Origin of the sequence: Pseudomonas sp., assembly GCF_051660785.1 — a bacterium.
Lineage (GTDB): Bacteria > Pseudomonadota > Gammaproteobacteria > Pseudomonadales > Pseudomonadaceae > Aquipseudomonas.
In genome coordinates this window covers 1-21374 of record NZ_JBOFQE010000006.1, presented here as the reverse complement: position 1 = coordinate 21374, position 21374 = coordinate 1, and the positions used below count along the sequence as shown (strand labels likewise).

Annotated in this window: 22 protein-coding genes and 1 other RNA gene; 6 read left to right on the top strand and 17 right to left on the bottom strand. The window is 59.1% G+C overall.

Going from position 1 to position 21374, the window contains the following annotated elements:
• Window positions 1-4: 4 nt before the first annotated feature.
• The 9 genes from mraY to rsmI all read right to left on the bottom strand — a co-directional run bounded on the left by mraY (window position 5) and on the right by rsmI (window position 9027).
• Window positions 5-1087, bottom strand: a complete 1083-nt coding sequence (gene mraY / locus ACRC4F_RS01455; protein ID WP_438657761.1) for a phospho-N-acetylmuramoyl-pentapeptide-transferase — start codon at window positions 1085-1087, stop codon at window positions 5-7.
• Window positions 1087-2454, bottom strand: coding sequence for a UDP-N-acetylmuramoyl-tripeptide--D-alanyl-D-alanine ligase (locus ACRC4F_RS01450; RefSeq protein WP_438657760.1), 1368 nt, complete (start codon window positions 2452-2454; stop codon window positions 1087-1089). Before ACRC4F_RS01450 ends, mraY begins: the two co-directional genes overlap by 1 nt.
• Window positions 2447-3910: a UDP-N-acetylmuramoyl-L-alanyl-D-glutamate--2,6-diaminopimelate ligase gene (locus ACRC4F_RS01445; protein WP_438657759.1), complete on the bottom strand. Its 1464-nt coding sequence runs from the start codon at window positions 3908-3910 to the stop codon at window positions 2447-2449. The genes ACRC4F_RS01450 and ACRC4F_RS01445 overlap by 8 nt, the downstream gene beginning before the upstream one ends.
• On the bottom strand, window positions 3910-5649 hold the full coding sequence (locus ACRC4F_RS01440; protein WP_438657877.1) for a peptidoglycan D,D-transpeptidase FtsI family protein: 1740 nt from the start codon (window positions 5647-5649) through the stop codon (window positions 3910-3912). The genes ACRC4F_RS01445 and ACRC4F_RS01440 overlap by 1 nt, the downstream gene beginning before the upstream one ends.
• Window positions 5649-5942: a cell division protein FtsL gene (ftsL, locus tag ACRC4F_RS01435; RefSeq protein ID WP_438657758.1), complete on the bottom strand. Its 294-nt coding sequence runs from the start codon at window positions 5940-5942 to the stop codon at window positions 5649-5651. Before ftsL ends, ACRC4F_RS01440 begins: the two co-directional genes overlap by 1 nt.
• The gene (gene rsmH / locus ACRC4F_RS01430) at window positions 5939-6886 is read right to left on the bottom strand and encodes a 16S rRNA (cytosine(1402)-N(4))-methyltransferase RsmH (RefSeq protein WP_438657757.1); all 948 of its coding nucleotides are present in this window, start codon (window positions 6884-6886) and stop codon (window positions 5939-5941) included. Before rsmH ends, ftsL begins: the two co-directional genes overlap by 4 nt.
• Window positions 6883-7338 carry a division/cell wall cluster transcriptional repressor MraZ gene (gene mraZ, locus ACRC4F_RS01425; RefSeq protein WP_008147486.1) on the bottom strand — a complete coding sequence of 152 codons (456 nt, stop codon included), beginning with the start codon at window positions 7336-7338 and terminating at the stop codon, window positions 6883-6885. Before mraZ ends, rsmH begins: the two co-directional genes overlap by 4 nt.
• A 353-nt stretch (window positions 7339-7691) precedes the next feature.
• Window positions 7692-8045: RNase P RNA component class A (gene rnpB / locus ACRC4F_RS01420), an RNA gene on the bottom strand.
• 76 nt (window positions 8046-8121) lie between these two features.
• Entirely contained in the window at window positions 8122-9027 is a 906-nt protein-coding gene (rsmI, locus tag ACRC4F_RS01415; RefSeq protein ID WP_438657756.1) for a 16S rRNA (cytidine(1402)-2'-O)-methyltransferase, read from the bottom strand.
• Between the two features lie 175 nt (window positions 9028-9202).
• Here rsmI and ACRC4F_RS01410 point away from each other — a divergent pair, with 175 nt between their 5' ends.
• The 4 genes from ACRC4F_RS01410 (at window position 9203) to ACRC4F_RS01395 (ending at window position 12649) form a co-directional block, all read left to right on the top strand.
• Window positions 9203-11014, top strand: a complete 1812-nt coding sequence (locus ACRC4F_RS01410) for a penicillin-binding protein activator (protein WP_438657755.1) — start codon at window positions 9203-9205, stop codon at window positions 11012-11014.
• The gene (locus tag ACRC4F_RS01405) at window positions 11014-11376 is read left to right on the top strand and encodes a YraN family protein (RefSeq protein WP_007904371.1); all 363 of its coding nucleotides are present in this window, start codon (window positions 11014-11016) and stop codon (window positions 11374-11376) included. The genes ACRC4F_RS01410 and ACRC4F_RS01405 overlap by 1 nt, the downstream gene beginning before the upstream one ends.
• A 104-nt stretch (window positions 11377-11480) precedes the next feature.
• Window positions 11481-12074 (top strand): phosphoheptose isomerase, encoded by a 594-nt coding sequence (locus tag ACRC4F_RS01400; protein ID WP_008025961.1) that lies wholly within the window; start codon window positions 11481-11483, stop codon window positions 12072-12074.
• Window positions 12071-12649, top strand: a complete 579-nt coding sequence (locus tag ACRC4F_RS01395; protein ID WP_438657754.1) for a BON domain-containing protein — start codon at window positions 12071-12073, stop codon at window positions 12647-12649. Before ACRC4F_RS01400 ends, ACRC4F_RS01395 begins: the two co-directional genes overlap by 4 nt.
• Window positions 12650-12698: 49 nt before the next feature.
• Here ACRC4F_RS01395 and ACRC4F_RS01390 read toward each other — a convergent pair whose 3' ends face one another.
• From ACRC4F_RS01390 to rplM, 7 genes are all read right to left on the bottom strand, one after another.
• Window positions 12699-13112: a ClpXP protease specificity-enhancing factor gene (locus tag ACRC4F_RS01390; protein WP_008155980.1), complete on the bottom strand. Its 414-nt coding sequence runs from the start codon at window positions 13110-13112 to the stop codon at window positions 12699-12701.
• Window positions 13113-13128: 16 nt separating this feature from the next.
• Complete coding sequence (locus ACRC4F_RS01385; protein WP_027922678.1) at window positions 13129-13746, bottom strand: glutathione S-transferase N-terminal domain-containing protein; 618 nt, start codon at window positions 13744-13746, stop codon at window positions 13129-13131.
• 150 nt (window positions 13747-13896) lie between these two features.
• Window positions 13897-14679, bottom strand: coding sequence for a cytochrome c1 (locus ACRC4F_RS01380; RefSeq protein ID WP_438657753.1), 783 nt, complete (start codon window positions 14677-14679; stop codon window positions 13897-13899).
• The gene (locus tag ACRC4F_RS01375) at window positions 14679-15890 is read right to left on the bottom strand and encodes a cytochrome b (protein WP_438657752.1); all 1212 of its coding nucleotides are present in this window, start codon (window positions 15888-15890) and stop codon (window positions 14679-14681) included. Before ACRC4F_RS01375 ends, ACRC4F_RS01380 begins: the two co-directional genes overlap by 1 nt.
• Window positions 15890-16483: a ubiquinol-cytochrome c reductase iron-sulfur subunit gene (gene petA / locus ACRC4F_RS01370; RefSeq protein ID WP_008060255.1), complete on the bottom strand. Its 594-nt coding sequence runs from the start codon at window positions 16481-16483 to the stop codon at window positions 15890-15892. The genes ACRC4F_RS01375 and petA overlap by 1 nt, the downstream gene beginning before the upstream one ends.
• A 267-nt stretch (window positions 16484-16750) precedes the next feature.
• A complete protein-coding gene (rpsI, locus tag ACRC4F_RS01365) occupies window positions 16751-17143 on the bottom strand; it encodes a 30S ribosomal protein S9 (protein ID WP_002555064.1) in 393 nt (130 codons plus the stop codon).
• 14 nt (window positions 17144-17157) lie between these two features.
• Complete coding sequence (gene rplM, locus ACRC4F_RS01360; protein ID WP_007905295.1) at window positions 17158-17586, bottom strand: 50S ribosomal protein L13; 429 nt, start codon at window positions 17584-17586, stop codon at window positions 17158-17160.
• Window positions 17587-17831: 245 nt separating this feature from the next.
• Here rplM and ACRC4F_RS01355 point away from each other — a divergent pair, with 245 nt between their 5' ends.
• Window positions 17832-18872 carry an NADP(H)-dependent aldo-keto reductase gene (locus ACRC4F_RS01355; RefSeq protein WP_438657751.1) on the top strand — a complete coding sequence of 347 codons (1041 nt, stop codon included), beginning with the start codon at window positions 17832-17834 and terminating at the stop codon, window positions 18870-18872.
• 121 nt (window positions 18873-18993) lie between these two features.
• On the opposite strand, the gene ACRC4F_RS01350 is transcribed toward ACRC4F_RS01355, so the two are convergent.
• The gene (locus tag ACRC4F_RS01350) at window positions 18994-20130 is read right to left on the bottom strand and encodes an acyl-CoA dehydrogenase family protein (protein ID WP_438657750.1); all 1137 of its coding nucleotides are present in this window, start codon (window positions 20128-20130) and stop codon (window positions 18994-18996) included.
• 245 nt (window positions 20131-20375) lie between these two features.
• Between ACRC4F_RS01350 and ACRC4F_RS01345 the strand changes: the two genes are divergently transcribed.
• Window positions 20376-21272: a GlxA family transcriptional regulator gene (locus ACRC4F_RS01345; RefSeq protein WP_438657876.1), complete on the top strand. Its 897-nt coding sequence runs from the start codon at window positions 20376-20378 to the stop codon at window positions 21270-21272.
• Window positions 21273-21374: the final 102 nt, after the last annotated feature.

Here is a 21374-nt window from a genome sequence, read left to right as displayed (position 1 = left end):
CGTTCTACCTCAGCTTCAGGGTGGCAAGGCCGACCAGTACGAGAATCACGGTGATGATCCAGAAACGGACGATCACGCGTGGCTCAGGCCAGCCCTTGAGTTCAAAGTGGTGGTGAATCGGTGCCATGCGGAATACGCGGCGACCGGTCAGCTTGAAGGAAGCAACCTGGATAACCACAGACAGGGTTTCCATCACGAACACGCCGCCCATGATGAACAGGACGATTTCCTGACGGACGATCACCGCGATGGTACCAAGGGCTGCGCCCAGCGCCAGCGCGCCGACGTCGCCCATGAAAACCTGTGCCGGATAGGTGTTGAACCAGAGGAAACCGAGGCCCGCACCGATCAAGGCGCCGCAGAACACAATCAACTCACCGGCGCCGGGTACGTAAGGAATCAGCAGGTATTCAGCGAACTTCACGTTACCGGACAGGTAGCAGAAGATCCCCAGGCCGCCGCCGACCATCACGGTCGGCATGATTGCCAGACCGTCGAGGCCATCAGTCAGGTTGACCGCGTTGCTCGAGCCGACAATCACGAAATAGGTCAGAACCACGAAGCCTATGCCCAGCGGAATGCTGTAGTCCTTGAGCATCGGCAGGATAAGGGTGGTTTCCACCGGCGTCGCAGCGGTCATATAAAGGAAGATCGCGGCGCCGAGGCCAAACACCGACTGCCAGAAATATTTCCAGCGGCTCGGAAGGCCTTTGGAGTTTTTCTCGATCACCTTGCGATAGTCGTCGACCCAGCCGATCGCGCCGAACAGCAACGTCACCAGCAACACGGTCCAGACATAACGGTTGCTCAGGTCAGCCCAGAGCAAGGTGCTGACACCGATGGACGACAGAATCAGTGCGCCGCCCATGGTCGGGGTGCCCGACTTGGACAGGTGCGATTGTGGACCGTCGTTACGAACGGATTGACCGATCTGACGGTTCTGCAAAGTGCGGATCATCCACGGGCCATAGCACAGCGACAAAACCAGCGCGGTCAGCACACCGAGGATCCCGCGCAGGGTCAGGTACTGAAAGACCGCGAAGCCTTTGTGGAACTGTTGCAGATACTCCGCTAGCAGCAGCAGCATTAATGTTTCTCCAGACTGGACCCGCACAAAGCGACGACGATGTTTTCCATCGCAGCGCTGCGCGAGCCCTTGATCAAAATGGTGGTGTTGGTGTCTTGTTCGGCGCCCAGGGCCTTGATCAGCTCGGCCTGAGTGGCGAAGTGAAAGGCCTGGGGACCGAAAGCGTTCACGGCATGAGCCATCAGTGGCCCGACAGCGTAAAGCGCGGAAACCTTGCCGCGGGCGTATTCGCCAACATCGCGGTGCCCCTGCTCCGCCCAATCGCCCAGTTCGCCGATATCTCCGAGCACCAGGACGGTGCGACCGGAAAAGCCGGCGAGTATATCAACGGCGGCGCACATGGAGGTGGGGTTCGCGTTGTACGTGTCGTCGATCACGCGCATGCCATTGCTGGCCAGTTGCGCGACGGTGCGACCCTTGACCGGTTGCACTGCGCCAAGGCCGGTAACGATGCCGAACAGCGACACGCCCAAGGCATGCGCGGCAGCAGCGGCGGCCATGGCATTGGCGACGTTATGGGTGCCGAGCAGGTTCAGTTGAACGCGCTCCACACCTTCAGGACTGTGCAGGTTGAAGGCCGGGCAACCGCGCGCATCGCGATCCAGGTCGCTGGCGTAGAAGTCGGCGCTGACATTGCTCAGGGCGAAGGTCAGGACTTTGCGACCGGCCGCGCGGGTCTTCCAGATGTCGAACGCCTTGTCGTCAAGATTGAGCACGGCGACGCCATCGGCAGCCAGCCCTTCAATGATCTCGCCCTTGGCTTCAACGATTTTTTCCGGCCCGCCGAACTCGCCGACGTGGGCGGTCCCGGCGTTGTTGAGCACGGCGACATGCGGTTTGGTCATGCCGACGGTGTAGGCAATTTCGCCGAGACGCGAAGCACCGAGTTCGATCACGGCGGAGGTATGTTCCGGCGCGAGTTCGAGCAGGGTCAGCGGCACGCCGAGGTCGTTGTTCAGGTTGCCACGGGTCGCCAGTACCGGACCGCGGGTGCGCAGGATGCTGGCGAGCATTTCCTTGACTGTGGTTTTACCGCTGGAACCGGTGATCGCCGCGACAGGGTTGGTAAACGCCGCACGGTTCATCGCGCCCAGTTGGCCCAACGCCTGACGGGTGTCCTTGACCAGCAGTTGCGGAAGCGTGCTGTCGGCGACTTCACGTTCGACCAGCGCAGCGACCGCGCCTTTGCTGGCAACGTCGTTCAAATAGTCATGACCGTCGAAACGCGGACCGGTCAAAGCAATGAATAGCTGACCCGGCTTGATCGCGCGGCTGTCGATGCTGACACCATCAAACGTGGCATCGGCCGCGATCAACTGTGCATTCAGTGCGCCGGTCAGCTCGCTGAATTTCAAGGCCTTAAGCATGAGCCACCTCCCACGCGGTCAAGGCGTGATCGGCCTCGACCAGATCGGAGAAAGCGTGACGCTCGCCGTTGATTTCCTGATAGTCCTCATGACCTTTGCCGGCCAGGACAATCACGTCATCCGCCGAAGCGCTGGCGATCAACTGGGCAATTGCCTGGCCACGGCCAGCGACGAAAGTAACTTTATCCACATCGGTAAAACCGGCGCGGATGTCGTCGAAAATCAGCGAAGGATCTTCGGTGCGAGGGTTGTCATCGGTGACCAGCACGCCGTCGGCCAGACGTTCGACCACTTCAGCCATCAGCGGGCGCTTGCCGCGATCACGATCACCGCCGCAGCCGAACAGGCACAGCAAGCGACCTTTGGCGTGCGGACGCAGGGCCATCAAGACTTTTTCCAGCGCATCCGGGGTGTGGGCGTAATCGACCACCACCAGCGGCTGGGTGCCACCGCCCAGACGTTGCATACGACCGGCCGGGCCTTCGAGTTTCGGCAGGACCTTGAGGATTTCGTCCAGCGCGTAGTCCAGGCCGAGCAAGGCACCGACTGCGGCCAGTACGTTGCTCAGGTTGAAGCGACCGAGCAAGGTGCTGCGCAAATGGTGCTGGCCCTGTGGCGTGACCAACGTGGCGCGCACGCCTTCGTCATCGAACTGCGCTTCACGGCAATACAGGTAGGCGCTCGAGTTTTCAAGACTGTAGGTGATCAGGCGTGACTCACCTTTGTCCGCAGCCAGTTGGCGGCCGAACTCGTCGTCGAGGTTGATCACCCGGCACTTCAAATCGTTCCAGGCAAACAGCTTGGCCTTGGCTTCGCCGTAGGCTTGCATGGTGCCGTGGTAATCGAGATGGTCGCGGGACAGGTTGGTCATCACCGCCACATCGAACGCCAACGCCGCTACGCGACCTTGATCCAGGCCGTGGGAAGACACTTCCATGGCGACGGCTTTGGCACCGGCCTTTTTCAGGTCAGCCAAGGTCGCTTGCACGGCGATCGGGTTCGGCGTGGTGTGCAGGCCGCTTTCGAGTGCACCGTAGAAACCGGTGCCCAGGGTGCCAACGATGCCGCAATGCTGGCCGAGCAAATCCAGGGCTTGCGCGACCAATTGCGTCACGCTGGTCTTGCCGTTGGTGCCGGTTACGCCGATCAGGTTCAGGTGCCGGCTCGGGTCGCCGTAAAAGCGCCCGGCGATGTCCGACAGCTGGGCGGCCAGGCCTTTGACCGGAATCAGCGGCACGTCAGTGATCGGCAACACGGTAGCGCCTTCCACTTCATACGCCACGGCGGCGGCACCGCGCTGCAAGGCATCGGCGATGTGCGCGCGCCCGTCGAACTTGCCGCCAGGGACGGCGAGAAACAGATCGCCCGCCCGCACGTTGCGGCTGTCCAGGGTCAGTTCGCGGATCAGCAGATCGCGGCCGGCGTGGGCGAAAATCTTGTTCAGGCTCAGAGACATTAGCCGCGCCCTCCATTGGCTTTCAGTGGAACGACCGGTGTGGCGTTAGCGGTTTGCGTCGGCGGCAGGTTGTCGGGGGTAACGTTCATCAGGCGCAGCGTCCCGGACATCACTTTGCTGAACACCGGAGCCGATACCAGACCACCGAAGTAACCGGCCTTGGTCGGCTCATCGATCACCACCACGATGGCGTAACGCGGATCGCTCATCGGGCCGAAACCGGCGAACAGCGAGCGGTAGGAATTCTCGGCGTAGCCTTTGGTGCCGACCGACGTTTTACGCGCGGTACCCGACTTGCCGCCCACGTGATACGCCGGCACCTGCGCACGGAATACGCCGCGCGGCGCCTCGATCACTTGTTGCAGCATGGTTTGCATGGTTTTCGCGACAGCTTCCGGCAATACCTGGGTGGTTTGCGGCGCCTTGTCGGTTTTGATCAGGGTCAGCGGCGCGAGGCGACCATTATTGGCCAGGGCCGAGAAGGCGTGGACCAACTGGATCGCGGTCACGGAAATACCGTAGCCATAAGACAGCGTGGCGGTTTCAGCCTTGCGCCATTCGCGGTAGTTCGGCAGGTTGCCGACGCGCTCGCCCGGGAAGCCCAGGCCGGTGTCCTGGCCGAGGCCGACTTTCTGCGCGAGGCGGAAAATGGTTTCGCCGCCGATATCGAAGGCGACCTTGCTCATGCCGACGTTACTGGAATTGATCAGGATGCCGGTCAGGTCGAGCACCGGGCCTTCGGACTTGGAGACGTCCTTGATGGTGTATTTACCAATCTGCAGCGTACCCGGGTACACCTCAACGGTATCGGTCGGCTTCCAGCGCCCGGTTTCGATCGCGGCGCTCATCGAAATGGCTTTCATGGTCGAACCCGGCTCAAACACGTCGATCATGGCGCGGTTGCGCATCATCGCCGGTTGCAGGTTGCGACGGTTGTTCGGGTTGTAGGTCGGCTGGTTGACCATGGCGAGGATCTCGCCGGTCTTCACGTCCATGATCACCAGGCTGCCAGCCTTGGCGCCGTTCTCGATGATCGCGTTACGCAGCTCGCGGTTGGCCAGGTATTGCAGGCGCAAGTCAATGGACAACGCCAAGGGCTTGCCGGCCTTGGCGTTTTTGGTGACCTGGACATCCTTGATAAGTCGGCCACGCCGATCCTTGATGACCTGTCGCTTGCCGGCGACCCCTGCCAGCCATTCGTCGTAGGCCAGCTCGACCCCTTCCCGACCGTGGTCATCGATGTCGGTAAAGCCGACCATGTGTGCGGTGACTTCACCGGCTGGGTAGAAACGCCGGAATTCTTCGATGCCGTACACACCTGGCACTTTCAGGTCGAGCACAGACTGGCCCTGCTCGGGGGTCAACCCGCGCACCAGATAAATGAATTCTTTGTTGGCCTGTGCTTCAAGGCGTTCTGCCAGGGCTTTAGGATCCTGGCCCAGAGCGGCCGCCAGCGCTGGCCATTTCTCTTTGGCCAGTTGCATTTCCTTGGCATTCGCCCACAGCGTGGTAACCGGGGTACTCACGGCCAAAGGCTCGCCGTTACGGTCGGTGATCAGACCACGGTGAGCCGGAATCGGAATATGACGAACGCTACGCGCATCGCCCTGGCCTTTGAGGAAGGCGCGGTCGACGACTTGCAGGTCGATGATGCGCCAGCAAATAGCCGCGACCATGACGCCGAGCAAGCCCAGCACCAGGCGGAAACGCCATGGGAACAGTGCGCCTTCGAGTTTCATCATGGCGCCACCATCTGCACTTCAGCGGCGCCGGGAATGCGCATCTTCAGTTGCTCGGTCGCCAGGACTTCGATACGGCTGTGCGCGGTCCAGGTACTTTGCTCGAGAATCAACCGGCCCCACTCTGCCTGCGCCTTGTCGCGCACGCTCAACTCGGCGTACAGCGAGTTCAGCAACTGCCGATTCCAGTGGGCGCTGTACGATACGCCAATGGCCGACACGAGCACAGCCAGAAACAGCAGCAGCATGAAAAAGCTGCCGCCGGGCAGTGGCTTGGCGAAAAGCTTGCTCACCGCAGCTTCTCCGCGACGCGCATGACGGCGCTACGGGAGCGTGGGTTGGCTTTGAGTTCGGCGTCGGAGGCCGTCTGCGCTTTGCCATGGACTTTGACTTTCGGTTCGAAGGCCACATGCCGAACCGGCAGGTTGCGCGGCAGGTTGTCGGCTTCGCCTTTTACCAGCTTGCGCATGAACAGTTTGACGATGCGGTCTTCCAGCGAGTGGAAGCTGATAACGACCAGACGGCCGCCCACTTCCAGGCAGTCCAGTGCGGCTTCGAGGCCGGCTTCCAGATCGCCCAGTTCGTTGTTGACGTGAATGCGCAGGCCCTGGAAAGCACGGGTTGCAGGGTTCTTGCCCTTTTCCCATGCCGGGTTGGCGACTTTCAGGACTTCAGCCAGATCGGCCGTGCGTTCGAACGGCTTGATATCACGGCGCTCGGCCACGGCACGGGCCATGCGGCCGGAGAAACGTTCTTCGCCGTATTCCTTGAACACCCGGGCGATTTCTTCTGCAGGCGCGGTGTTGACGAATTCGGCAGCGCTGATCCCGCGGGACGGGTCCATGCGCATGTCCAGCGGGCCATCATTGAGAAAACTGAAGCCGCGCTCAGGGTCGTCGAGCTGTGGCGAAGACACGCCCAGGTCGAGCAAAACGCCGCTGACCTTGCCGTGCAGACCGCGGTCTGCCACTTCCGAACCGAGCTCGGCAAAGCTGCGTTGCACAACGACAAAGCGGCCGTCTTCGGCCGCTAGCGTTTGCCCGGTGGCAATCGCTTGAGGATCTTTGTCGAATCCGAGGACCCGACCATCGGGGCCGAGCTGGCTCAGGATCAACCGGCTGTGCCCGCCGCGCCCGAAGGTGCCGTCCAGATAGCAGCCATCAGGACGTACGGCGAGAGCCTCGACGGCTTCGTCAAGCAGTACGGTGATGTGGTTAAAGCCGCTATCAATAGTCACAGGATCAAATCACGCAGTTCATCAGGCATGGCGCCCGGTTGTTGAATAGCAGCCAGGTCAGCGGCAGAAACCGCATCCCAGGCATCCTCGTCCCACAATTGGAACTTGTTCAGTTGGCCTACCAACATCGCGCGCTTATCCAACTTGGCATATTCGCGAAGACGTGGCGGAACCAGAAAACGACCACTGCCATCGAGCTCGAGGTCGACGGCATTACCAATCAGTAAACGTTGCAGGCGGCGGTTCTCTTCGCGAAGCGAAGGCAGTGCGCGCAGTTTGGTTTCGATAATTTCCCACTCATCGAGCGGGTAAACACACAAACACGGATCAACGGCATCAATTGTGACGATCAGCTGACCGGAACTACGCGAAACGAGCTCGTCACGGTACCGGCTCGGCATGGCGAGACGGCCCTTTGCGTCGAGACTGATAGCGTTAGCTCCGCGAAACACGTCAGCGTTTCTCCAAATATTAGCGTTTTACGCTCAAAAAACCCACTTCATGCCACTTTCCGCCACTTGCGCACACTATAGGAATGCGGCCACCGCACCGTCAAGGCGCGGATTAAAGGAAAACCCTTACAGAACTGAGATTTAGGAGCGTAGGAGGAGGTGCTACGAGAATCTGGCAGGTGAATTTGTCCGATAACTTGAATCAGCACAGGAGGCTGCGTTCGAAAGTTAAAGTAGTTTGTTAAGAGTAAGATTTTTTCGGTATTACGAAAGTGTTCTGGCAACGATTCTGGAAGGAGGGATTTTGCTACTACCAGCACCCTGCTTAACGATTAAAGCAGAGAGGAAAAAAGGTGGAGAGTCGATCTGTAAGCCGGGTTCTGTCTTGAACAGTCATTCGTCTACGATGGCCATCACTGGACATCTTTAGCAACCTACCCGGTCCCAGCGCGGGCCACGCCTTGGGACCCTATTTGGTCTTGCTCCAAGTGGGGTTTACCTAGCCACGAACTGTTGCCAGACGTGCGGTGCGCTCTTACCGCACCTTTTCACCCTTACCGGCGCCGAAGCGCTTAGGCGGTTATTTTCTGTGGCACTTTCCGTAGGCTCACGCCTCCCAGGCATTACCTGGCACTTCGCCCTATGGAGCCCGGACTTTCCTCCCCCCCCTAATTTTCATAGAGGGCAGCGACTGTCCGATCGACTCTCCGCCGCGAAGGTTAACGGCAGAGCGGCCGAAGAACAAGCGATAAACGCCTCTGGCCGCGCCTTCACGTCGGTTTTTTACTCGCCCTTCTGTTTATCCAGCGCCACTTGATAGAGCACATTCTTGCGCTCGCCGGTAATTTGCGCCGCCAATGCCGCCGCACGCTTGAGCGGCATCTCTTCAAGCAACAGATTGAGGATGCGCATGGCTTCGCTGCTGACCGCATCTTCGGTCTCCGGCGCCGACCAGCCCGCCACTAACACCACGCACTCGCCACGTTGCTGATTGCTGTCCGACTCGACGAACTCACGCAGCTCGGCCAACGGCAGACCCTTGAGGGTTTCGAAGGTTTTGGTCAGTTCGCGCGCCAGCAACGCCGGGCGCTCGGGGCCGAACACCAGTTCCATGTCTTGCAGGCATTCAAGGATGCGATGCGGCGCCTCATAGAAAATCAGTGTGCGCGGCTCTTCCTTGACCAGCTCCAGACGAGCGCGGCGACCGACCGCCTTGGCTGGCAGAAAGCCTTCGAAAATGAAGCGGTCCGACGGCAGACCCGCCGCCGACAAGGCCGCGATCAATGCACAAGCCCCCGGGACCGGCACCACATTGATCCCGGCGGCACGTGCCTGACGCACCAGGTGATAACCCGGATCGGAAATCAACGGCGTGCCTGCATCGGAGATCAGCGCCACGTCGTCACCGGCGAGCAGGCGGGTAATAAAGCGGCTACCTTCATCCCGCTCGTTGTGTTCATGGCAAGCCGCCAGCGGCGTGGGAATGCCGAAATGCTGCATCAATCGCTGGGAGTGACGGGTATCTTCAGCTGCGATCAATGCGACGTCGCGCAGGATTTTCAGCGCACGCGCACTGATGTCGTCCAGGTTGCCGATGGGCGTCGCCACCACATAAAGCGAGCCAGAAGCGGAATTCAAAGCACCTGGAGCAGTCAAAGCGCACACCTCATGATCGGTAAAAGGCGACATTGTAGCGCGTAGCGGCGCTTGCAATCGCCCCGCCCTCCTCGGGTTTTTCAGGCGTTTGTGCAGCGCTGCAACATTTGCACGAGCTAAATTGATCGATTCACGCCAGTAACATCGCGCCCCGGCCAGTGCTTGGGTACAATTCCACGCTAATTTGATCGAGTATCAGGAACACTACATGATCGCTTGCCTGCGGCTGTTCACTGCCCTCTGCCTCGCTGCCTTGCTGGCGGCTTGCGCCAGCTCGCCCTCCTCCAGCCTTGGCGAACTTCCACGGACCCCGGACGCCAGTATCGAGCAACTGCTCGAACAGGCCGCTCAAAGCAAGGATCCGGAAAAAGCCGCGCTGTTGCGCCTGAGCGCGGCCGACCTGGCCTATCGTCAGGGCAATGCCGGCCAGTCCGCGCAAATCCTGCAACAGGTTCCGGTGGAACAACTCAAACCCGGCCAACAAGTCTTCGCCAGCACCCTGGCGGCTGAACTGGCCATGACGCGCAATCAGCCCAAGGCGGCACTGACTGCCTTGAGCCATCCAAGCCTGCAACGCCTGGGCGAGTTGCCGGTCGAGCAACAGGTTCGCACCGGCACTGTGCATGCTCGCGCCCTTGAGGCCGATGGCCAGACGCTGGCCGCCGCACGGGAGCGCATCTTCATTGCGCCAATGCTCGAAGGTGAAGCGGCCGCCAAAAACCACGAGGCGATCTGGACACTGATCGCCTCGCTGCCAACCGATCAACTGCAGCCAACCACCAACGATGACCTGGGTGGCTGGATGGGCCTGGCACTGGCCGTGAAAACCGCCGGCACCCTGGAACAGCAGCAAGCCGCGATCGATAACTGGCGCGCCCAGAACCCTAAACACCCGGCCGCCATTCAGCTGCCACTGCCACTGACCAAACTCAAGGAACTGGCCAGCCAGCCCCTGAGCAAGATCGCCCTACTGCTGCCGCAAGACGGTCCGCTGGGCTCGGTCGGCAAAGCATTGCGTGAAGGCTTCATGGCCGCTCACTACCAGGCTCAACAAGCCGGGCAGAAGCCGCCAGCCATCGAGTTCTATGACAGCTCGAAACTGACCTCGATGGACGAGTTCTACCGCAAGGCTCAGGCCGATGGCGTGCAACTGGTGGTCGGTCCGCTGGAAAAACCGCTGGTCAAACAGCTGAGCGCTCGCCCGCAACTGCCGATTACTACCCTGGCGTTGAATTACAGCGAAGGCGAACAAGGTCCGGCCCAGCTGTTCCAGTTTGGCCTGGCCGCTGAAGACGAAGCCCGTGAAGTGTCTCGTCGTGCTCGCGCCGACGGCCTGCATCGCGCCGCCATCATGGTGCCGAAGGGCGAATGGGGCGATCGCGTACTGAGAGCGTTCAGTCAGGACTGGCAAGCCAACGGCGGCAGCATCGTCGCCACCGAACGCGTTGACCAGCCGGTTCAACTGGCCCAGCAGATTGCCGACATGTTCCAGCTGCGTCAGAGCGAAGGTCGCGCCAAGAGCCTGCAAAGCACCGTGGGTTCGCAAGTAGCGGCCCAGCCTTCGCGCCGTCAGGACATCGAGTTCATCTTCCTGGCCGCCACTCCGCAACAGGCCCAGCAGATCAAACCGACCCTGAACTTCCAGTACGCGGGCGATGTTCCGGTCTACGCCACCTCCCACGTGTTCAGTGCCAGCGGCGACGTGAATCAGTACAACGACATGAACGGCATCCGCTTCTGCGAAACCCCATGGTTGCTGGACGCCAATGATCCGCTGCGCAAACAGGTCACAGCGCAATGGCCACAAGCCGCCGGCAGTTTGGGCCGCCTGTACGCAATGGGCGTGGATGCGTATCGCCTGGCGCCGCGCCTGGGGCAACTCAAGGCTTTGCCGGATAGCCGCATCGAAGGTCAATCGGGAAGCCTGGGCATGACTCAGAACCAGCGCGTTGTTCGTCAGTTGCCGTGGGCCCAGTTCGCCAACGGCCAGGTTCAACGCCTGCCGGATACTCCGCGCTGATGCCTGACAGGTCACGCCAGCAAAGCGGTAAAGATGCCGAGCGCCATGCGCTCGAGCATCTTCAACAACAGGGTCTGCGCCTGCTGGCGCAGAACTGGTTGTGTAAACGCGGCGAGCTTGATCTGGTCATGCTTGATGGCGATACAGTAGTATTCGTTGAAGTCCGCTACAGAAAGAACACCCAATGGGGTGGAGCGCTCGACAGTATCGATGGGCGCAAACGGCAGAAACTGATTTTCGCCGCGCAGTATTTTCTTCAGCGCGAGTCGCGTTGGGCCAATTCCCCCTGCCGCTTCGACGTGGTTGCCATCGACAGCAACCTCGATCAGTTGAACTGGTTGCAGAATGCCTTCGACAGCTGATCGCGCGCATCCCGAAGCGGACACCTTCACCCAACACTTTTGCTCTTTGCTTTGCGGGCTGCACATTCATGTGCCGAGTAGCCGCGCTAATTAAGGTCACACAGATGGACATGCAATCCCGAATTCGCCAGCTTTTTCAGGCCAGTATCGACACCAAGCAAATGGCGATGGACGTACTTGCACCGCACATCGAGCAAGCCAGCCAGGTGATGGTCAACGCCCTGCTTAATGAGGGCAAAATGCTTTCCTGCGGTAACGGCGGTTCCGCCGGCGATGCCCAGCACTTTTCGTCCGAGCTGCTCAACCGATTCGAGCGCGAACGTCCGAGCCTGCCAGCCATTGCGCTGACCACCGACAGCTCGACGATCACCTCGATCGCCAACGACTACAGCTACAACGAAATCTTCTCCAAACAGATCCGCGCCCTCGGTCAGCCGGGTGACGTATTGCTGGCGATTTCCACCAGCGGCAACTCGGCGAACATTATTCAAGCGATCCAGGCCGCACATGATCGCGAAATGATTGTCGTAGCATTGACCGGTCGCGATGGCGGCGGCATGGCGTCGCTGCTATTGCCCGAGGACGTCGAGATTCGCGTACCGGCCAACGTCACCGCACGTATTCAGGAAGTCCACCTGCTGGCGATCCATTGCCTTTGCGATTTGATCGACAGCCAACTGTTCGGGAGTGAAGAATGACCCCTAATCGCCTAGGCCTTCTGGCCTTGACCCTGTGCCTCGGCATCAGCGGCTGCACTTCAGTGGTTAAAGCAAGCCGTGAAGCGCCGATCGAAGATGACCGTGGCACGCGCACCTTCGGCAGCAAGATCGACGACTCCCTGATCGACACCAAGGTCGGCGTTAACGTCGCCAAGGCCGATCCAGCCCTGGACAACGATTCGCACATCGTCGTCACCAGCTTCAACGGTGTCGTGCTGCTCGCCGGGCAAACGCCTACCGCAGACCTCAAGGCCAAGGCCGAACAGGCCGCCGCTGCGGTCCAGCGCGTGAAGAAGGTGCATAACGAATTGCAAGTCCTGCCGCCATCCGGCTTCCTTGCCCGTCAGAACGACACCTGGCTGACCTCCAAGATCAAGACCCAGATGCTCACCGACCCGAACATCCCGGGCTCGCGCATCAAGGTTGTCACGGAGAATGGCATCGTCTATTTGCTGGGTCTGCTGACCAAGCAGGAAGCGGCGCAGGCCACCAGTCTGGTGCAGGGCGTTTCCGGGGTGCAGAAGATTGTGAAGTTGTTTGAGTACATTGACTGACACGCAAACCGCAGGCACAAAAAAGGCGATCCGGATGGATCGCCTTTTTTTATTTCACCACTTTCAAACTGGGTCGACCGCTGGGACGCGGCGGTTCGCTGTCGGGTGGCGGAATATCATCATCCGGCTCGATCTCTTCCTCGTCTTCCATAGGCGATTCCAGATCGAACACCATGCCCTGGCCATTCTCCCGGGCGTAAATACCCAGGATCGAGGCGATAGGCACGTACAGGGTGTGTGGCACGCCACCGAAGCGCCCTTCGAAGCTGACCGCCTCGTTGTCCATATGCAGATGACGCACGGCCGCCGGTGATACGTTCAGGACAATCTGTCCGTCACTGGCAAAACCCTGGGGCACCTGCACCGACGGATACTCGGAATTGACCAGCATGTGCGGGGTGCAATCGTTGTCCACAATCCACTCGTAGAGCGCGCGGACCAGATAAGGTCGACTGGAGTTCATAGCGGCTCCTTAAGCCTTAGCGCATATCGCGTTCGACACCAGACAGACTCGCCTGGAAAGCCTCACGCGCAAACGAGCGCTCCATGTAATCAAGCAGCGGCTTGGCAGGCCGCGGCAGTTCAATACCCAAAATCGGCAAGCGCCAGAGTATTGGTAATAGGCAGCAATCCACCAGACTTTGTTCCTCGCTGAGGAAAAACGGCTTGTCGGCGAACAACGGCGACACGCCAGTCAGGCTTTCACGCAACTCTTTACGAGCCACGACACGGGCGGCTTCCTTGGTCTTCGAATCCAGGATCAGATCCACCAGGCCACACCAGTCACGCTGAATACGATGAATCAGCAGGCGGCTGTTGGCACGCGCCACAGGATAAACCGGCAGCAAGGGCGGGTGCGGGTAACGCTCATCCAGATATTCCATCACCACGGTCGACTCCCACAACGCCAGGTCACGATCGACCAGGGTGGGCAGACTTCCGTAAGGGTTCACTTCAATCAGTTTAGGCGGCTGGCGACCAGCTTCCACGTAAATGATCTCTGCGCTGACACCCTTCTCTGCAAGTACGATGCGCACTCGGTGGGAATAGTGGTCGGCGGGGTCGGAGTAACAGGCCAACCGATTGGTCACGCCCATGGCGGTCCTCCTCGCTTGTTGAAATTATCGGAAGCGGAAAAACGCACGCGCCCAGAAGACGCCTCCCGTAACGTCTGGCTGACCAGACTCGTTACACCTTCAGAGACGCCCCTGGGCGCGCGCGATTAACAGCAATTGCTTACAGCTTTATCAATGGACGTCTTTCCAGTATTCACGCTTGAGCAAGTAAGCGAATACGAAGAAGAACGCCAGGTACAGCAACACATAGGTACCGATGCGCTGATGCTGCAGCTTCACCGGGTTGGCCGAGTAGGCCAGGAAGGTCACCAGATTCTTGACCTTCTCGTCGAATTGCTCTGCGTTCAGCGTACCGGTTTTCGGCAGTACGGTCAGCTGGTCGCAGGCTTCATGAGTCAAAGCCGTACCGGTCAGCGGATCGTATTGCTTCTTGCCGTCTTCGACGATTTGAACTTGTTTGCAGCCTACCACCTGACGACCCTGCAGGCCGACCAGAACGTTGGGCATCCCGACGTTCGGGAAGACCTTGTTGTTCACGCCCCAAGGACGCGACGGATCTTCATAGAACGAACGCAGGTAACCGTAGAGCCAGTCAGTACCACGAACGCGAGCGACCAGGGTCAGGTCGGGCGGAGCCGCACCGAACCAGGTCTTGGCGTCTGCCGGCTGCATGCCGATGTTCATGTGGTCGCCGATCTTGGCGCCCGTGAACACCAGCTTCGACAGCATCAGGTCATGCGGGATGCCCAGGTCATCGGCGACACGCTCATAACGCTGGAACTTGGCGCTGTGGCAGCCCATGCAGTAGTTGGCGAACGTACGCGCGCCGTCCTGCATGGCCGCTTTGTCAGAAACGTCGATGTCGACTTTTTCAAGCTCGGGACCGCCGTGTTCGGCCGCGAAGGACAGGACAGGCATGGCAGCAAGAATCAGTACAGCAAATAGCTTTTTCATCAGCCAGTCACCCTTTCCGGAACCGGTTTGGTCTTCTCGAGCCTGGTGTAGAACGGCATCAGAATGAAGTAGGCGAAGTACAGGAAGGTACAGACCTGCGACAGCAACGTACGGCTTGGAGTCGGCGCCAGAACACCCAGCACACCCAGAATCACGAACGAGATGCAGAATACCCAGAGCCAGATATTGCTCATCCAGCCTTTGTAGCGCATCGACTTGACGGGGCTGCGGTCCAGCCACGGCAGGACGAACAGCACCGCGATGGCCGCGCCCATGGCGATAACGCCCAGGAGCTTGTCCGGAACCGCCCGCAGAATCGCGTAGAACGGTGTGAAGTACCAGACTGGAGCAATGTGCTCAGGAGTCTTGAAGGCGTTCGCCACTTCAAAGTTCGGCTTCTCGAGGAAGTAGCCGCCCATTTCCGGGAAGAAGAACACGATCGAGCAGAAGATAAACAGGAACACCACCACGCCGACAATATCTTTCACGGTGTAGTACGGGTGGAAGGCAATGCCGTCCAGCGGTACGCCGTTTTCGTCTTTGTGTTTCTTGATGTCCACGCCGTCCGGGTTGTTCGAACCGACTTCGTGCAACGCCAGAACGTGCAGCACCACCAGACCGAGAATCACGATCGGCAGGGCAACAACGTGAAGGGCGAAGAAGCGGTTCAGGGTAATACCGGAAATCAGGTAGTCACCACGGATCCACTGAGTCAGGTCGTTACCGATGACGGGAATCGCACCAAACAGCGAGATGATCACCTGGGCGCCCCAGTAGGACATCTGGCCCCACGGCAGCAGGTAACCCATGAAGGCTTCAGCCATCAGCGCCAGGTAGATCAGCATCCCGAAGACCCACACCAGCTCACGCGGCTTCTGGTACGAACCGTAGAGCAAGCCACGGAACATGTGCAGATAGACCACGATGAAGAACGCCGAGGCGCCGGTGGAGTGCAGCAGACGCAGGATCGAACCGTACTCGACGTCGCGCATGATGTATTCGACGGAAGCAAACGCTTCTTCCGCCGACGGGGTGTAGCTCATGGTCAGCCAGACACCGGTAACGATCTGGTTGACCAGAACGAGCAGCGCCAGGGAACCAAAGAAATAGAAGAAGTTGAAGTTCTTCGGGGCGTAATACTTGCTGAGATGGTCTTCCCACATTTTGGTTGCGGGAAAGCGCGCATCAACCCAATCCATGAACTTGCTCATCACGCTTTCTCCGTATCGACGCCAACGACAATGATGTCATCGGTCTCATAGGAATGCGGGGGAACTGGCAGGTTCAAAGGCGCGGGTTGCGACTTGTAGACGCGGCCAGCCAGATCGTAGTGGGAACCGTGGCAAGGGCAGAAATAACCACCTACCCAGTCCTTGCCCAGATCCGCAGGTGCCACTTCTGGACGGAAGGTCGGTGAGCAACCCAGGTGCGTGCAGATACCGATCAGCAGCAGAACTTCTGGCTTGATCGAACGCGTTTCCGGGTCGACATAGGTCGGTTGTGTCGAGTTCTTGGAGGTTGGGTCAGACAGCTGGCCCTCGATCTTTTTCAGATTCCCCAGGATTTCCTCGGTACGGCGGACAATGAACACCGGCTGGCCGCGCCACTCAGCAATCATCTGCTGGCCTGGCTCGATTTTGCTGACATTCACTTTCACCGGTGCACCTGCGGCTTTCGCCTTGGCACTGGGAAACCATGACCCCACGAACGGGACCGCAGCCCCCACCGCTCCTGCAGCACCCACCACGGATGTGGCTGCTACCAAGAAGCGACGCCGGCCTGCATTCACGCCGTCATTGCTCATTCAGTCCTCTCCCATCAGCTTTGTGGCCTGTTAAATCAGGCGTCTACTAAGTAAATCTGTGCACTTATAAAAATTTTGCCGAATGGTAATGAAAAGCCCCAATTCTGACAAGGTAATTACCGAAGGGCTCCACTGCCAAGCCTTGCAGTATAGGGCCTCTACGGATGTGGCAAGTTGTCACAGCGCAATTCTTTGATAAATCGCGCCCATAAAAAAACGCCCAGCTTCGCGAGGAAACTGGGCGTTCTTTTTGAACGCGAAAGCGAATTAACGCTTCGAGTACTGCGGACGCTTACGCGCTTTACGCAGACCAACTTTCTTACGTTCAACTTCACGAGCATCGCGAGTAACGAAGCCAGCTTTGCGCAGAGCGCCACGCAGGGTTTCGTCGTACTGCATCAGTGCGCGAGTGATACCGTGGCGGATTGCGCCAGCTTGACCACTTACACCACCGCCGATCACGGTGACGTAGATGTCGAACTTCTCGACAGTCTCAGTCAATTCCAGCGGCTGACGAACTACCATGCGGGCAGTTTCGCGGCCGAAGAAATTATCCAGCGAACGGTTGTTGATGGAGATGTTACCAGTACCCGGACGCAGGAAAACGCGTGCGGTTGCGGTCTTGCGACGGCCAGTGCCGTAATTTTGAGTCGCCGACATAATGAACTATTCCGTTAAAACTTCAGTTCTTGGGGCTGCTGAGCAGTATGAGGGTGTACAGCGCCCGCATAGACTTTCAGCTTACGATACATGTCGCGACCCAGCGGGTTCTTAGGCAGCATGCCTTTGACCGCGGTCTCGATCACGCGCTCAGGGGCTTTAGCGATCAGCTTTTCAAAGTTGATCGACTTAATGCCGCCCGGGAAACCGGAGTGGGAGTAGTAGATTTTGTCGGTGGTTTTAGCACCGGTTACACGAATCTGCTCGGCATTGATAACGACGATGTAATCGCCGGTGTCAACGTGAGGAGTGTACTCAGCTTTATGCTTGCCACGCAGACGGCTCGCGATTTCGGTGGCCAGACGACCCAGGGTCTGACCTGCAGCGTCGACGACAAACCAGTCGCGCTGTACTGTTTCCGGTTTAGCAGTAAAAGTTTTCATTCTTTATAGCCTCAGGGGCCGCCCTGTAAATTAGACGGCGGATCTTACTGAATAGTGCGTACTTTGACAAGTCAAAGGCAGCCGGATACAGACGCTTTCGGGGGCTCGGGTCGGCGCGTCCGTTCAACGGCAAGATTCTTCGGCGGCGGCGCATCACTTCCACTGCAGAAAGAGGTGCGCAATTATGCAGATTGCGAAAAATATTTCAACCTGCTTTTATGATTGTTTTGCCCAAGGAGCACCCGATGGACTATCGCCAGCTAGGCCGAACCAATCTGAACGTAAGTGCCATCTGCCTCGGAACCATGACCTGGGGCGAGCAAAACACTGAAGCTGAAGCCTTCGCCCAGATCGAACGGGCCAAGGAAGCCGGGATCAATTTCATCGACACCGCCGAAATGTACCCGGTGCCGCCCAAGGCCGAAACCTATGCCACCACCGAGCGCTACATCGGCAATTACTTCAAAAGCCGCGGCGAACGCGCCGACTGGATCCTCGCCAGCAAGATTGCCGGCCCCGGCAACACCATCGATTACATCCGCGACAAAAACCTGCGGCACAACCGCCAGCACATCACCGAAGCCGTGGACGCCAGCCTCAAGCGCCTGCAAACCGATTACATCGACCTCTATCAACTGCACTGGCCGGAACGCAGCACCAATTTCTTCGGTCAACTGGGCTACAAACACAAGATCGAAGCCAACCTGACGCCGCTGGAGGACACCCTCGAAGCGCTGGACGAACAGGTCAAGGCCGGCAAAATCCGCCACATCGGCCTGTCCAACGAAACGCCGTGGGGCACCATGCGTTTCCTCGCCCTGGCCGAAGCCCGTGGCTGGCCGCGCGCGGTGTCGATCCAGAACCCGTACAACCTGCTTAACCGCAGCTTCGAAGTCGGCCTGGCGGAAATCGCCATTCGCGAACAGTGCGGCCTGCTCGCCTATTCGCCGCTGGCGTTCGGTTTCCTGTCGGGCAAGTACGAAGGTGGTGCGCGTCCGCCAAAAGGTCGCCTGAGCCTCTACAGCCGCTTCAGTCGCTATTTCAACCCACAGTCGGAAGCTGCGTGCAGTCGTTATGTCGCGCTGGCCCGTGAACACGGTCTGGACCCGGCGCAGATGGCATTGGCATTTGTCACTCAGCAGCCGTTTGTGACCAGCAACATCATTGGCGCGACTACGATGGAGCAGCTGGAGAGCAACATCGCCAGTTTCGAGCTGAAACTTTCCGATGAAGTGCTGGAGGCGATTGAGGCGATTCACAAGGATCACCCGAACCCGGCTCCTTGATTGATTCCTAAACCCCATCGCGAGCAGGCTCGCTCCCACATTTAATCGCATTCCACTGGGAGCACGCGGTTAAGTGTAGGAGCGAGCCTGCTCGCGATGGCGGACTGTCAGACGCCGCAGATCAAAGCGACCGCGCAATAATCTCCTTCATGATTTCATTGGTCCCCGCATAAATCCGCTGCACCCGCGCATCCGCCCACGCCCGGGCGATCGGGTATTCCCACATGAACCCATAACCGCCATGCAGCTGCACGCATTCGTCGAGCACCTTGCATTGCAGGTCAGTGCCCCAGTACTTGGCCATCGCGGCCGTCGGCACATCCAGCTTGCCTTGCAGGTGCAGCTCCAGGCAGCGATCAACGAACACCCGACCGATCTGGATTTCAGTCGCCATTTCCGCCAGCTTGAAGCGCGTGTTCTGGAAGTCGGCAATCGCCTTGCCGAACGCCTTGCGCTCACGGGTGTAATCCAGCGTCCATTGCAACGCAGCTTCGGCCGAAGCAAGCCCGCCGACCGCTACCGTGAGACGCTCCTGAGGCAATTCCTGCATCAGGTAAGCGAAGCCCATCCCCGCCTGGCCCAACAGGTTTTCCTTGGGTACCCGAACATCCTGGAAGAACAACTCCGAAGTGTCCTGAGCCTTCATGCCGACTTTTTCCAGGCGCTTGCCCTTGTCGAAGCCTGGTGTATTGGCCTCGACCAGAAACAGACTGGTGCCCTTGGCGCCGGCCTTCGGATCTGTCTTGGCCACGACAATCACCAGGTCCGCCAGATAGCCGTTGGTGATGAAGGTCTTGGAGCCGTTGATCACGTACTCGTCGCCATCCAGCACGGCGGTGGTCTTTACGCCTTGCAGGTCGGAACCGGCACCCGGTTCGGTCATGGCAATGGCCGTCACCATCTCGCCGGACACCAGTTTCGGCAGGTATTTGTGCTTCAGCGCTTCACTGCCGTAGTGCAGGATATACGGCGCCACAATGTCCGAATGCAGGGAAAACCCGATGCCGGTCAGGCCGAGACGACCGACCTCTTCGATCACCACTGCGCTGTAGAGAAAGTCCGCCCCCAGCCCGCCGTATTCCTCTGGGAGATGCGAGCAAAGCATCCCCGCCTCCCCTGCCTTGTTCCAGAGTTGACGGTCGATGTAGCCTTGTTTTTCCCATTGCCCATGGAACGGCACGGCTTCCTTTTCGAGGAACGTTCGCACGCTGTCGCGAAAAAGTTCGTGCTCGGAACTGAACAAGGTTCTGGGGATCATGCGGCACCTGTCGTTAATTATTGGAAGGAGTTGACCTTCAGAGACTAAGCCCCGCACCCGATACAGGACACTGGACACATCAGACAAAAAATAAGACGATCCAGCCGTCTGGTGACCACTTTCCCCTATAAGAATAAAGTTGAATTATGTCTAACCAAGTCTCCACGCCCTTGCGGCGCGTCAGCATCCTGGCTATCGACCGGGTTTTCGCTTCCACCCTCATGCAAGCCAAGGATTTCTTCCACCTGGCCAGCCTGCGCTACGGCAAACAACTGGGCCAAGGCCTGACACCGGCGTTCGAAACCCGGCTGGTCAGCCCCGACGGCAAACCGGTGAACAGCTTCAGCGATGTGATCATGCCGGTGGACGGCGGCCTGGAAAATGCCGACGTCATTATCCTCCCGGCCTTCTGGGACGATTTCGATACCCTTTGCCAGCGTTATCCACAAGTGCTGCCGTGGCTGCGGCAGCAACACGCTCGCGGCGCGGTGCTCTGCGGCGAGGCCACCGGGGTGTTCTGGCTGGCCGAGGCCGGGCTGCTCGATGGCAAGGAAGCGACCACTTACTGGCGCTTCTTCAATGCGTTTGCCGAACGCTTTCCACGGGTTCAGCTCAATCAGGACAAGCACCTGACCGACGCCGACAACCTGTACTGCGCAGGCGGCACCACGTCGGCGTGCGATCTCTACATTTACCTGATCGAACGCTTCTGCGGCGCCAACGTCTCCCAGGCCGTGGCCCGGGACATTCTCTATGAAGTGCAGCGCAGCTATTCGCCAGGGCGCATCGGTTTCGGTGGGCAGAAGCTGCACCAGGACGTGATCATCCTGCAGATCCAGCACTGGCTCGAAGAACACTTCGCCGACAAATTCCGCTTCGAAGACGTGGCCCGCGAACACGGCATGAGCATCCGCAACTTCATGCGCCGCTTCCAGACCGCCACCGGCGACAAGCCGCTGCATTACCTGCAACGCCTGCGCATCGAAACGGCCAAGGGCTTGTTGTCGGGTAGTCGCAAGAGCATCAAGACCATCAGCTACGAAGTCGGCTACGACGATGCGAGCTTCTTCGCAAGGCTGTTCCGCCAGCACACCGAGTTGTCGCCGAATCAGTATCGGCAGCAGTTCCAGCAAGCTGCTTAAGGGCAAGACACAATTCCCATGTGGGAGCGAGCCTGCTCGCGATAGCGGCTGTACATCCAACAAAGATGTGACTGACATACCGCTATCGCGAGCAGGCTCGCT